This is a genomic window from Sagittula sp. SSi028, assembly GCF_048553715.1.
Taxonomy (GTDB): Bacteria; Pseudomonadota; Alphaproteobacteria; order Rhodobacterales; family Rhodobacteraceae; genus Sagittula.
The window spans coordinates 656334-667994 of the sequence record NZ_JBLZNC010000001.1; the positions used below are offsets into that span (position 1 = coordinate 656334).

Annotated in this window: 12 protein-coding genes; 5 read left to right on the top strand and 7 right to left on the bottom strand. The window is 62.2% G+C overall.

The features are described from left to right. Positions 1-313: 313 nt before the first annotated feature. The 5 genes from ACN5AZ_RS03170 to ACN5AZ_RS03190 all read left to right on the top strand — a co-directional run bounded on the left by ACN5AZ_RS03170 (position 314) and on the right by ACN5AZ_RS03190 (position 4250). A complete protein-coding gene (locus ACN5AZ_RS03170; RefSeq protein WP_419427468.1) occupies positions 314-721 on the top strand; it encodes an N-acetyltransferase family protein in 408 nt (135 codons plus the stop codon). Further along, positions 721-2115: a DUF2927 domain-containing protein gene (locus ACN5AZ_RS03175; RefSeq protein WP_419427388.1), complete on the top strand. Its 1395-nt coding sequence runs from the start codon at positions 721-723 to the stop codon at positions 2113-2115. Before ACN5AZ_RS03170 ends, ACN5AZ_RS03175 begins: the two co-directional genes overlap by 1 nt. Next, the gene (locus ACN5AZ_RS03180; RefSeq protein WP_419427389.1) at positions 2112-2282 is read left to right on the top strand and encodes an apolipoprotein acyltransferase; all 171 of its coding nucleotides are present in this window, start codon (positions 2112-2114) and stop codon (positions 2280-2282) included. The genes ACN5AZ_RS03175 and ACN5AZ_RS03180 overlap by 4 nt, the downstream gene beginning before the upstream one ends. A gap of 58 nt (positions 2283-2340) precedes the next feature. Further along, entirely contained in the window at positions 2341-3522 is a 1182-nt protein-coding gene (locus ACN5AZ_RS03185; RefSeq protein WP_419427390.1) for a vWA domain-containing protein, read from the top strand. A 149-nt stretch (positions 3523-3671) separates the two neighbouring features. Further along, complete coding sequence (locus ACN5AZ_RS03190; protein WP_419427391.1) at positions 3672-4250, top strand: helix-turn-helix transcriptional regulator; 579 nt, start codon at positions 3672-3674, stop codon at positions 4248-4250. 11 nt (positions 4251-4261) lie between these two features. Here the strand turns inward: ACN5AZ_RS03190 and ACN5AZ_RS03195 are convergent, their stop codons facing one another. From ACN5AZ_RS03195 to ACN5AZ_RS03225, 7 genes are all read right to left on the bottom strand, one after another. Then, a complete protein-coding gene (locus ACN5AZ_RS03195; RefSeq protein WP_419427392.1) occupies positions 4262-6025 on the bottom strand; it encodes a TadG family pilus assembly protein in 1764 nt (587 codons plus the stop codon). Continuing rightward, positions 6012-6443, bottom strand: coding sequence for a TadE/TadG family type IV pilus assembly protein (locus tag ACN5AZ_RS03200; RefSeq protein ID WP_419427393.1), 432 nt, complete (start codon positions 6441-6443; stop codon positions 6012-6014). Before ACN5AZ_RS03200 ends, ACN5AZ_RS03195 begins: the two co-directional genes overlap by 14 nt. Position 6444: 1 nt before the next feature. Next, a complete protein-coding gene (locus tag ACN5AZ_RS03205; protein WP_419427394.1) occupies positions 6445-7407 on the bottom strand; it encodes a type II secretion system F family protein in 963 nt (320 codons plus the stop codon). Continuing rightward, entirely contained in the window at positions 7400-8341 is a 942-nt protein-coding gene (locus ACN5AZ_RS03210; RefSeq protein ID WP_419427395.1) for a type II secretion system F family protein, read from the bottom strand. Before ACN5AZ_RS03210 ends, ACN5AZ_RS03205 begins: the two co-directional genes overlap by 8 nt. A 3-nt stretch (positions 8342-8344) precedes the next feature. Continuing rightward, positions 8345-9913, bottom strand: a complete 1569-nt coding sequence (locus ACN5AZ_RS03215) for a CpaF family protein (RefSeq protein WP_419427396.1) — start codon at positions 9911-9913, stop codon at positions 8345-8347. Beyond that, positions 9910-11103 carry an AAA family ATPase gene (locus ACN5AZ_RS03220; protein WP_419427397.1) on the bottom strand — a complete coding sequence of 398 codons (1194 nt, stop codon included), beginning with the start codon at positions 11101-11103 and terminating at the stop codon, positions 9910-9912. Before ACN5AZ_RS03220 ends, ACN5AZ_RS03215 begins: the two co-directional genes overlap by 4 nt. An 81-nt stretch (positions 11104-11184) precedes the next feature. Further along, positions 11185-11397: a Flp family type IVb pilin gene (locus tag ACN5AZ_RS03225; RefSeq protein ID WP_419427398.1), complete on the bottom strand. Its 213-nt coding sequence runs from the start codon at positions 11395-11397 to the stop codon at positions 11185-11187. Positions 11398-11661: the final 264 nt, after the last annotated feature.

Sequence of the window (11661 nt, forward strand, 5' to 3'; positions counted from 1 at the left end):
CGATGCAAGATTGCGCCCCAGTTCCGCTGGCGATTGTGCGCAACTACCAGATTCCACTTCTGTCTATGTTGCACGCATGCACATATTAACCCATTGTTAAGTAATGTAAATTACAGAAAAATGACTTCTGGAGCAAAATTATCGCGCCCTCCTGTAGGTTCTGTGCACAAACCCAGCTTTTGCCGTATACTGTCCCAACAGAGGACAAAATCACTTCGGATACAAAGAATATCCGAGTAACCAAGAGCAGGCAGGCTTATAAGTGTCCCACAAAAAGACCCTGGTCGTGCGCGCCCTGCGTGCCGACGATGAAATGTCGTGGCGAAAGCTTTGGAAAGCCTATCTGGCCTTCTACGAAAGCACCGTCTCCGAGGCTGTCTATGCCTCTACGTTCGAGCGGTTGCTTGGCGATGATCCGCGTGACTTCAGCGCCCTCGTGGCCGAGGTTGACGGGCGCGTCGTTGGCCTTGCCCACTATATGTTCCACCGCCACAACTGGAAAATCGAAGATGTCTGCTACTTGCAGGATCTATACGCTGACCCGGCCGTGCGTGGGACGGGTGTGGGGCGTGCCCTGATCGAGGCGGTCTATGACGCAGCCGATCACCACGGCGCGCCGCAAGTCTACTGGACCACTCAGGAGTTCAACGACGTGGCCCGCCGTCTGTATGACCGCGTTGGCGCGTTGACCCCGTTTATCAAGTACCAGAGGTCCGCCTGATGCGCAGCAAAGCCCGTCGTTTCGTCCTCCCCCTGTATCTGTTGCTGGGCGCCTGTATGCCGGTGGCGCCTTCGAATGAAACCGCGACCCGCGCGGCCTCTGCGATAGAGACCTCGTCTTCGCTGCCACCGATGAAAAGCTTTACCGCGCCGCGTCCCAATGCGCCCGTGGCGTCGAATACGGATATGGCGCGGGATTTCCTTGATCTGGCCTTCCAGTTGGAATCCGGACGTCCCCTGCCGATCTTCACCCGTTTCGAGGGTCCGGTCTCCGTCCGCCTGACAGGGCAGCCTCCCGCTTCGCTGGCACCTGACCTGAACCGGCTGCTGCACCGGCTGCGCACCGAAGCGGGCATCCAGATCTCCATGACCAATGCGGCGAATGCCAATATCACCGTTCAGGCTGTCAGCCGTGCGCAGATTCGTGACGCCTTGCCGTCGGCTGCCTGTTTCGTGGTGCCGAATGTGTCCTCAATTGCGGAATACAAGAAAGCGCGGCGCACCAAACAGACCGCATGGTCGCAGCTGCAAAAGCGCGAACGGCTGGCGATTTTCCTGCCGTCAGACGCCGCCCCGCAGGAGGTGCGCGATTGTCTGCACGAAGAGCTCGCACAAGCGCTTGGCCCCCTAAACGATCTGTACCGTTTGCCCGACAGCGTCTTTAACGATGACAACGTGCATACGGTTCTGACCGGATATGACATGATGATCCTGCGGGCCTACTACGATCCGTCGATCCGCACCGGCATGACGCGCACGCAGGTGGCCGACCGTCTTCCGGCGATCTTCGCCCGCATCAACCCCCGTGGCCAAGGGTCGCGCCCCCAACGGCTGGCCAAGACACCAAGGGTCTGGATTGATGCCATTCAGACCGCGCTTGGCCCCGGTGCCAACCCTGCGCAACGCCGTCAGGCGGCCACCAACGCGCTGAAAACCGCCAGCGCCATGGGCTGGACCGATCACCGCCGCGCGTTTTCGCATTACGCCATGGGCCGGTTGCTGCAATCGGTCGACCCCGCTGCCGCTCAAGATCATTTTGTTCTGTCACAACAATACTTTGGCACCCGTCAGGACACGGCCCTGCACCGTGCCTATGTTGCCTCGCAACTTGCGGCCTATGCCATCAGTTCGGGGCGTGCGGATGATGCGTTGTACCTGTTGCAGCCCCATCTGGACACCGCAGCGCGGCACGAGAACGCGGCCCTGCTGGCGACCTTGATGATGCTACGGGCCGAGGCGCTTGATCTGGCCGGTCGCCCGACAGAGGCACGCAGCGTTCGGGTGGACTCCCTTGGGTGGGCGCGATACGGGTTCGGCGCGGATTGGGCCGTGCGTGCAAAGCTGCGCGAGGTCGGTTCGCTTAACCCGGCCAAAGGGAGATCAGGCGCGCTATGATCGTGATTTTTGCGGCGCTGGCAGGCGCCATCATCGGCGGGCTGACCGCATACCGCCGCAAGGGCAATGTGCTCGACATTCTGCAGTATGTCACAATCTACTGCATCGCGTTTGCATTGGTGGGATTGATCGCGACGATCATCATTCACCGCTTTGCGATGACGTGACGCCCATGGCGGGCGCGGGGCATTGCCCCGCCCCTGCCCTTCGCGCTACCACTGGCGCATGTTCATTCCGTTCTTCGATACGCTGCGCCGCGCCGGTGTGCCCGTCTCCCTTCGGGAGTTCCTGACCTTCCTCGAAGGCATGCAGGCCGGGCTTGCGACCTATGATATCGAGGCTTTCTACTTTCTCGCCCGCAGCGCCATGGTTAAGGACGAGCGTCACCTTGACCGCTTTGATCGCGCCTTTGCCCATAGCTTCAAAGGGCTCGAGGACATTCCGGCCGATGCCGTGATGAACGCCATCGACTTGCCCGACGACTGGCTGCGCAAGATGGCAGAAAAGCACCTAAGTGATGCGGAAAAGGCCGAGATCGAGGCCTTGGGCGGCTTTGACAAGCTGATGGAGACCCTCAAAGAGCGGCTTGCCGAGCAAAAGGGGCGTCATCAGGGTGGCAACAAATGGATCGGCACGGCGGGCACCTCGCCTTTCGGGGCCTATGGCTACAACCCCGAAGGTGTTCGGATCGGTCAGGACAAATCCCGCCACCAGCGGGCTGTGAAGGTCTGGGACAAACGCGAATTTCGCAATCTCGACGACAGTGTCGAACTTAGCACCCGCAACATCAAGGTCGCGCTAAAACGCCTGCGTCGTTGGGCGCGCGACGGTGCGCATGAAGAGCTCGATCTCGACGGCACAATCCGCGCCACCGCGCACAACGGCTATCTTGACGTAAAAACGCGCCCCGAGCGGCACAATGCGGTTAAGGTTCTACTGTTCTTTGACATCGGCGGCAGCATGGACCCCCATATCAAAGTCGTCGAAGAGCTGTTTTCGGCAGCGCGGGCCGAATTCAAACATCTCGAACATTTCTACTTTCACAACTGCCTGTATGAAGGCGTGTGGAAGGACAACGCCCGCCGCTGGGATGCACAGACCGCGACATGGGATGTGCTGAACACCTACGGGCCTGATTACAAATGCATATTCGTCGGCGATGCATCGATGTCCCCCTATGAGATCGCCTATCCCGGCGGCGCGAATGAACACTACAATACTGAGGCCGGACAACTATGGCTGGAACGTGCGCGCGCACAGTGGCCGGATCACCTCTGGATCAATCCCGTGCCCGAACAGCATTGGCAGTTTACCCAAAGCATCCACATGATCCGCGAGATATTCGAGGACCGCATGGTGCCTATGACACTGTCGGGCCTTGATCGCGGCGTGAAAATGCTGGGTTAAGCGCCCCGCCCGCAGTCCGTTGACCTGTCAATATATATGCAATGCGCAAATATCTGTATTGGGCACGCAATAGCGCCATTGTTTACCAATTCATGCCACAAATTAACTGTTTCTTAAGAAGCATCAAAACTTCTAACGAGGATCGCCCCGTGGCACGTTTCTGGATCATCACCGCTGCAGCCGTTGCAGTCATCGCCGCCCTGAAGACCGCATTGTTCGTCGCAATCGCCGTGCCGGATGCCTCTGCCACGGTCGTTACAGCACTGTTTTTGGCGTTTAATGCACTAACCGGCCTTGCCGGGCTGGCCGTTTGGCAGATCGTTTTGCGCCACGGGGCAAAGGCCAAGCGCCTGCGCAAAGCAACCGCGCTAACCGACACCCCCATTGCCAAAGAAAGCGTGATCGCGGAATACGCGCAGAACTGGGGGCTGAGCCGTGCCGAAGCGGATGTCGCCATTTTTGTGGCCAAGGGTTTTTCCAACAACGAAATCGCAGACATGCGGGGCTGCGCGCTGGCCACGGTGAAATCACAGCTCACCCGCATCTATGCCAAATCCGGTCTGGAATCGCGCTATCAGTTGATCGCCTTTGTCACCGACGAGGTCGTCACCGCCACGCGCAACGCGCAGAACAGCCAAGCCAAACGTGCCACGTCGAACATTCTGCCGCTTGTGGGACGGTTGAAGCCCACCGACGACAGCCAGAACACATTGGCCATGTCGGGCTGATCGCCCACAGCCTACTGCACCAGACGCACCAGCTCACAATGATGGCCGGTCAGGGTCAGCGCCCCCTCCCCGAGGTGCAGCCCTGTTCCGGCCAGAACTGCATCCAGCACACCGTCCACCGGCAGCAGCAGGCCGGACAACAGCCGGTCCGGCAGGATCGCCAGCACCGTCGCCACCAAGGCCGAAACAGTGCCGGTCACCAGACCCGTCTGCCCCGGTTTCACCCGTATCTCCAGATTCTCCCCCAGCAGCGATGACACCGCTGTGCTGAGCAACTGCTCAGACCCAAAGGTTTTTGTCGTGTCGCCGCTGGCGATGTCACCTTGGGTGAAGGTCAGGGTTTCCACCTCGGACTGGCCCACCTGCACGCTGGAGCGCGCCTGCACCGTTAAGGGCACCACCAGATCCGGCAACAGCAGCAGCGGCACCCGCAATTCCAGTTCCAGCAGGTCGGCGTAATCCAGCGCGGCGGGATCTATATCGCCGGCCTGTCCCACCGGCTCACCCAGATACAGCGCCGCGACCGAGGTGCCATTGTTGGGGTGCAGCGGCGTGGGTCCCGTGATGAAGCCCGCCATGACCGTATCTTCCCCGTCGGCGTCACAGGTCAGCGCGCTCAGCGTCGCCTGTGCGCCGGCCAGTTCGACCGTCAGAGGCACCGAAAGGTTCAGCGCGGTGACGCCAACCCCCAGAACGCCCAGCAATGACGCGTCCATATCCACATCTACGTCCAGACGCGTGGCCGCGTGGCGCAGGGTCACACCCTCTTCCCCAAGGGCGATCCAGCCAGAGGACACCGGCGGCTCCCCTGCCGAAAGCGCCACGGTGGTGCCCAGAACTCCCGGCACCGAGACGCCCAGATCCAGACCAAGGCTTTGTCCCGCCAGACCGGTTTGCGCAGCGCCAGCCAACACATCAAGCGCAGACAGATCGATGTCCGCTGCGGCCTCTGTCACCGAGAGGCCCAGCGACGTGTCCATGCCACCGACGACGGCGGCCACGTCGATCTCGCGCGTGGAGCCCAGCAACGGGTCCAGCAACGCGCCGGTGTCCGCATCCACCAATCCCTGCACTGCCGCGCCCAGCTCCGCCAATGTCACCGCTTGGTCAAGGATCTCTGCGGGATTGCGGGCGTCGAACCCGCTGACATCCGAGAGCGCCGCCATCAGTGCGGCGGCTGAAAAATCCGTCTGGGCCAGCAGCGTCTCGTCCCCGACTGACAGCCCGATGTTAACACCCAGACCGGTCGTTAACAGATCTTCCAGCACCAACGCATCAAGCCGCAGGATATGACTGTCGAGCGCAAAGCTCGCAGCCCCCGACCGCGCAGCAATCGCTGACGCAGACAGCGCCACGCTGTCGCGGTCCGTTATGACTTTTGCGAAATGCAGCGGTGTCGTGCTCCCGAGTGCAACCCGCACCGCGTTCACCCCGGCCGCATCCGCGTCTAACGCGACAAACCGGTCTTCTGGGGCAAGCGCAGGGTTGCGCAGATAGCGCCCGGTTTCCACAAGGTCCAAAGTCCCCGACGCCATGCCATTGCCGTCCACTGCAGCCAAGGCGCGGTCCTGCGCCGCATCGGTGTCGCGCAGGGCCGTCATGGCAGACAGGTCCGCCACCGACTGCAAGCGCGACTTTGTACGATATAACATCGCCGTATCAACACCAAGCGCGACAAACCCCATCAGCACCGTCAGCATCAACCCGACGATGACCGCCACATGGCCGGTCTCGTCACCGGCAAACCGGCGCAGCGCATGCTTAATACCCGACATAGGCGGACCCCTCGATATCGGTGATCCCCAGCTTAAGAAAGCCGTTTGCGATCTCCAGAACCGACCCTTCAATGGCATAGCTCAGATCAACGGTCATGCTGGCCGCGCTGCCACTGGTGACAGAGATCGCGGGCGTCAGAGCCTCGGCCACCAGTAACGGATAGCGGCTGCTTGCGGCGTCCAGATAGGCCTGCGCCAAGGCTTCACGCTCTGTACTGTCGAGCCCCGCGACAGAGGCCCGTGCCGCACCGGAGGCCAGTTGGTGCACCGAATGGCTGACGCCGATGTAGTAGCCTGCCACCATCGTGCCGAACAACAGCGTGATCAGCAAAGGCGCAATCAACGCGAATTCCACGGCTACTGCCCCGTCCGTTCCACGCCAGAACCGGCGCGTGTGTGTGACCCATGACCGAACCATGTCAGCCTCCGCTCATAATATTGTCGAGCACGCTCAGCCCCGCAGGCCCCACCAGCACGATGAACACCGCGGGCATGATGCACATGATCAGCGGCAGGGTCATCAGAACGGGCAGACGCGCTGCTTGTTCTTCGACCCGGATCAGGCGGCTGTTGCGTGTCTCGGAAATCAGGGTGCGCATGGCGCGCGAAAAGGGCGTCCCGTAGGTGTCGGACTGATCCAGCGCCTGCGTGAACACGCCGACCTCCGGCAGGGGCACACGGGCTGTCAGCCGCGCATAGGCCTGCCTACGGTCGTTGGTCATGGCCATCTCCGACACCATTTGCAAAACCTCTTCGGCCAGTTCGCGATGGGTGGTGCGCATCTCGCGCGCGACGCGGTGCAGGGCCGGTTGCGGCCCCAATCCTGCCTCCGAGGTGATGACCAAAAGCTCCAGCAAATCGGGGAAGCCACGGCGGATGCGGGCCAGCCGCGTCTTGCGCACGTGGCCGACATAGCCGTCTACCCCCTTGGACAGCGCCAGCGCCGCCCCGATCACACCGGCCACAGGCAAGAGCATCGGCAGGCCGAACTCCACTGAGCCATGGACATAAAGCGCGCCGATCCCCAAGGTCAGCACCGGCAGCACGGATTTGGCAAAGGCGTAAACAAGCAAGGCATCGCGTCCGCGAAACCCTGCGGTGGCCAGCTCTGCGGCGGTCTCGCGCGCCTCGCCGCCAAGGATCACCGCCATGCGTTCGCCCGCCATCCGCAAACCACGGGCCCAGGCGCGCTGTGTCGGGGTGTCTTCATCCTCGGCTTGCGCGGGCAGCATGGCACCGCCCTGCCCCGTGGCGCGCGCCAGACGCTGCATCCGGCGCCCACGGGCGCGCTCCGCATCGACGAACAACGCGCCGGACAACAAGATCAGGGTCAACCCGATCCCGAGGGCCAGCGTCCAGCCTACTGTCATGACCTCAGACATCGAGCTTCCCCATTCGCAACATCAGCGCAATGCCCGCAGAAATGCTGAACACCCCAAACAGCGCCATTTTTTGCCCGCGCGGATCGGTCCAGAGCGGCGCAAGATAAGATGCGTTGATCGCCACAAGGATCATGCCCACCGCGAAGGGCAGCGCCGCAAGGATCACCGCACTGGCGCGCGCCTCGGACGTCAGCGCCCGCGCTTTACGTTTCAGCTTGCGGCGATCGCGCAGCTGATCGGCGAGGTTGTCCATGGTTTCGATCAGATTGCCCCCCGTCTCGGACTGAAGCGCGGTGGCCACGGCGAAAAAGCTGACCTCGGGCGTGTTCATACGCGTGTTCAGCCGCGCAAGGGTTTCCGCCAGACCGGTGCCAAGGCGCATCTCGTCACGGCAGCGCAGAAATTCGCGGCGCACCGCCCCTTCGCTGTTGTCGACCACGATGGACAGGCTGTCGGCGACGGGACGCCCCGCCCGCAATCCGCGCGCGAAAATGTCCAAAGCTTCGGGCAGCGCGGCGGTAAACAACGTCTGGTAGGAACGCCGCGCCCTGGCAAGCATCACATATCCCGCAAACGCAGGCAGGATCAGCGCACTGAGCGCCCCCAGCACAGGATTGACACCGAGCAGTAGAAAGCCACCGTAGCTAGCCAGAACCGCCAACGAAAAGCCCCCCATCACGCGCTGCGGTGCGAACTCTCGCCCCGCCAGCGCGAACTGACGTTCCAGCCGTGCCAGCAGCCGTTGCTTGTCCCGCTTGGGATGATCTGTCTCGGGCGCGTCCTCCAGCGCGGCGGCGGACATATCGCGACCAACCGCGCGCGCAATCCGCGCCAGACGGGCGCGCCGTTGCTTGTCCGCCAGAACCAACGCCCAGACCGCCAAAGCCAGCGTTGCCAAAAACCCCATCACAAAAAACAACACGATCAATGACATGGCCTAGCCCTGCAAGATCGCGTCGAGATCATGCGAGACACCGTATTCCGCCGCACGCTGTGCAAATTTCGGCCGGTAGCCGGTGCATTCAAAACGCCCACGCACCTCCGTCCGGGGGCTGTCGGGATCGGTGCGGAAGCGGAACAATTCCTGCAAGGTCACCGCATCCCCCTGAAGCCCCGCAATTTCGGAAATCGAGGTTACACGCCGCTTGCCATCACGCATCCGCTGCACCTGAACCACCAGATGTACCGCCTCTGCCAGCTGCCGCCGCACGATGCCCGTGGAGGGGTCGAACCCTGCCAGCGCCGCCATGCTTTCGACGCGGACCAAGGCCTCGCGCGGGGTGTTGGCGTGCAGGGTCGACATCGACCCGTCATGGCCGGTGTTCATCGCCTGCAAGAGATCCAGCACCTCGTCGCCGCGAATTTCGCCGATGACGATCCGGTCAGGCCGCATCCGCAGCGCGTTTTTCACCAGCGTGCGCATGGTGATTTCGCCGGTGCCTTCGACATTGGGCGGGCGCGTCTCGAACCGCACCACATGGCCCTGCTGGAACCGCAACTCGGCGGCGTCTTCGATAGTGACGATCCGCTCGCCTTCTGGGATGAACTGGGACATGGCGTTCATCAAGGTGGTCTTGCCCGACCCCGTGCCGCCGGAAATCAGGATATTGAGCCGCAGATAGGCCGCTAGCCCCAAAAGCGCGGCCATCTGCGCGCTCATGCTTTGGCCCTCGACCAGACGATCAAGCTTAACGGGCTCTGCCGGGAATTTACGAATGGTGATCGACGGGCCGTCGATTGCCAGCGGGGGCACTGCCACGTTGACACGGCTGCCGTCTTTCAGGCGTGCATCGACAAGAGGTTGGCTTTCGTCGATCCGCCGACCGACGGCGCCCACAATCCGGCTGGCCACGGCCAGAACATGGGCGTTGTCCCGAAACCGCGCGGGCGCGCGGCACAGTTTGCCGCCGCGTTCGATCCAGACATCATTGGCCCCGTTCACCATGATATCGGTCACAGTGTCATCGGCCAAAAGCGCCTCTAGCGGGCCAAGGCCCATCATATCCGCCAGAACGGTATCAACGAGGGCTGCGACCTCACGGCCGTTGATATGCAGCTTTTGCTGCTGGCTTAGGGCGTGGATGACGTCTCGGATCGCCCGTTCCTGCCGCGCCCGAGGCATGCCAGCCAATTCCGCGAAATCCATATCCTCGGACAGGGAGGCGATGATATCACGCGACAGCCCCATCAGATCCGCTCCGGCCTCAACGGTGGGTGCGGGCGCGGGTTCTGGTTTCGCCGCGACGGGCTGCGGCGCGGGGGGCGTCACGGTGACAGGCTTGGGTTCCTCTGGGCGATTGGTCTGACCCAGAGAGGTCACAACCTCGGACAAAACCTGCCGTTGAAACGCCATCGGCCAAGGCGTGTCCATCCGGTCCAGCCACAGCGAGATCGCTGTGTTGGCCTGTTCGCGAATGTCCAGACCAGAGCCATCAAGGCGACGGGCCACGCGTAAAACGTCGCCAACCGCTGCCTGCAAGGACGGTTGCGCCACATGAAGCGTCATGAGAACACCCGCTTCAGCAAGCCGTTGCGTGGGGCGACCTGGCCGTTCACGCGTTTCCAAAGCGCATGAACCGACCGCGCGTACGCGCCGCGCCGCTGCATGTCGATAATGCTGCGTCCGGCGCGATGCGCAGCAAGAGCCGCGCCATCACAACGGGGCAGCACGCCCGCAATATCAACCAACAATGCCTGCGCGATCTCTTTATGCGACAGCCCTGCATCCTTGCGCAGTTCTGACAGCACAGGCAGGATACGCAGATCCGGTGCAGCTTGCATCAAGCGCGGGATCAGCCGCGAGGCCACGTTGATCCCGCCATAGCCCGCCGGCAACACAAGGATCACCACGTCCAGCGCGCGGGCAATATCGGGCTGCGTAAGGATCGCCTCGCGGGGCAGATCCACCACCACGGCTTCAAAGTTCTCGCGCAGTTTGGGCAGAAGACGCGGCATTGTGGCAATCGACGGCTCCGTCGCGCCATGCGGATGGGCATAGAGCGACAGGCCATCGTTCAGGCTGTGCATCGTCGCCTTCAGAAACGTCTGGTCTACGCGTTCGGGCGCGGACAGCGCCTCGGCCAAGCCGGGCGTTGTGGGGCAATCGAGATCCAGCGCCTGTGTGCCAAAGCGCAGATCCGCATCCACCAAGGCCGCGCGGTGGGTTTTACTCGCCGCAAAAGCAAAGTTGCGCGCCAGAAGGCTCGCCCCCGCACCACCGCTACAGCCGATCACGCCGACAACCGGCGAAGTCACCGGCGCAGAAACCGAGGCCACCGGTTCGGGGGTCGTTTCCCGCACGGTATCGGGCGTAAAGCGGCATAAGTCTGCGATATCCTCGGGCAAACTACCGTAATCGAAATAATCCAGCGCCCCGGCTCGGCGCAGGGCGCGCGCGGTGCGCAGATCGTCGAGCTGGCCCAGAACGATGACCTCGGCCCCGCTGGCGCGGATGTCGGCCACAGCTTCGCAGGCCTGATCCAGTGGCAGATTTCCCAGCTCAGCCAACAGGCGCATGGCCACGGGGGTGTCCCCACTGACGCGGGCCGCGCCGCTGAGACCACCGCCGCGAAGAGCGCTATCCGCCACCCCTAGCGCGCCCAATACATCGCGCGCCAAAGCGGCGCCCTGATCGGTGCACACATAGGCGCAAAAAACGGGAACAGAGGTGTCTGTGGGAACTTTGTTCAGGAACATAACGCGTCCATCTGGCAAATCGGTAAGAACGGAGGGCGCGCCGAAGTTGCGGCGCGCCCGTTTGGGTTATGCTGGACTGGATTAGCCCGGAGTCTCTTCACCTTGGATCGCCTCGATCAGCGTTGTGAAACCGGTGTTTGTCTCGGTACCAAGGATCGCGACGCTGCCGACGATCACGGCACCAACGAGGGCTGCGAACAGACCGTATTCAATGGCGGTCGCGCCGCTTTCGTCTTTCCAGAAGCCTTTGGTGGTGGATTTGAGGGCGTTCATATGTGTGATGATGGAGTTCATGTGTCTGTCTCTCTCGTAAGGTGGGCTGACCACGGTGGGTCGTTTCTGTTTGCTCTCTCTTGCCGGGCTCTCACCCCCGGCGAACAAGATCGACAATGCCCCGACAAACGCCCCCTGCTCTATCGGCCATAGGGTTGAAAAAACCCCTGTCCCCCAAGGAGATGACACACGTCATACCAAGGTATGATGCGGTGCGGCCCCAATCTGACGCCCACCTGCCCGCAATATGGCGGCGATGCGGCGCATCATACCTCGGGTCCCGCA

What these genes read in the sequence shown, in the direction of transcription:
- ACN5AZ_RS03170 (WP_419427468.1), top strand. Translation starts at nt 314, where the DNA reads ATGTCGTGGCGAAAGCTTTGGAAAGCCTATCTGGCCTTCTACGAAAGC.
- ACN5AZ_RS03175 (WP_419427388.1), top strand. Translation starts at nt 721, where the DNA reads ATGCGCAGCAAAGCCCGTCGTTTCGTCCTCCCCCTGTATCTGTTGCTG.
- ACN5AZ_RS03180 (WP_419427389.1), top strand. Translation starts at nt 2,112, where the DNA reads ATGATCGTGATTTTTGCGGCGCTGGCAGGCGCCATCATCGGCGGGCTG.
- ACN5AZ_RS03185 (WP_419427390.1), top strand. Translation starts at nt 2,341, where the DNA reads ATGTTCATTCCGTTCTTCGATACGCTGCGCCGCGCCGGTGTGCCCGTC.
- ACN5AZ_RS03195 (WP_419427392.1), bottom strand. Translation starts at nt 6,025, where the DNA reads ATGTCGGGTATTAAGCATGCGCTGCGCCGGTTTGCCGGTGACGAGACC.
- ACN5AZ_RS03200 (WP_419427393.1), bottom strand. Translation starts at nt 6,443, where the DNA reads ATGGTTCGGTCATGGGTCACACACACGCGCCGGTTCTGGCGTGGAACG.
- ACN5AZ_RS03205 (WP_419427394.1), bottom strand. Translation starts at nt 7,407, where the DNA reads ATGTCTGAGGTCATGACAGTAGGCTGGACGCTGGCCCTCGGGATCGGG.
- ACN5AZ_RS03210 (WP_419427395.1), bottom strand. Translation starts at nt 8,341, where the DNA reads ATGTCATTGATCGTGTTGTTTTTTGTGATGGGGTTTTTGGCAACGCTG.
- ACN5AZ_RS03215 (WP_419427396.1), bottom strand. Translation starts at nt 9,913, where the DNA reads ATGACGCTTCATGTGGCGCAACCGTCCTTGCAGGCAGCGGTTGGCGAC.
- ACN5AZ_RS03220 (WP_419427397.1), bottom strand. Translation starts at nt 11,103, where the DNA reads ATGTTCCTGAACAAAGTTCCCACAGACACCTCTGTTCCCGTTTTTTGC.
- ACN5AZ_RS03225 (WP_419427398.1), bottom strand. Translation starts at nt 11,397, where the DNA reads ATGAACTCCATCATCACACATATGAACGCCCTCAAATCCACCACCAAA.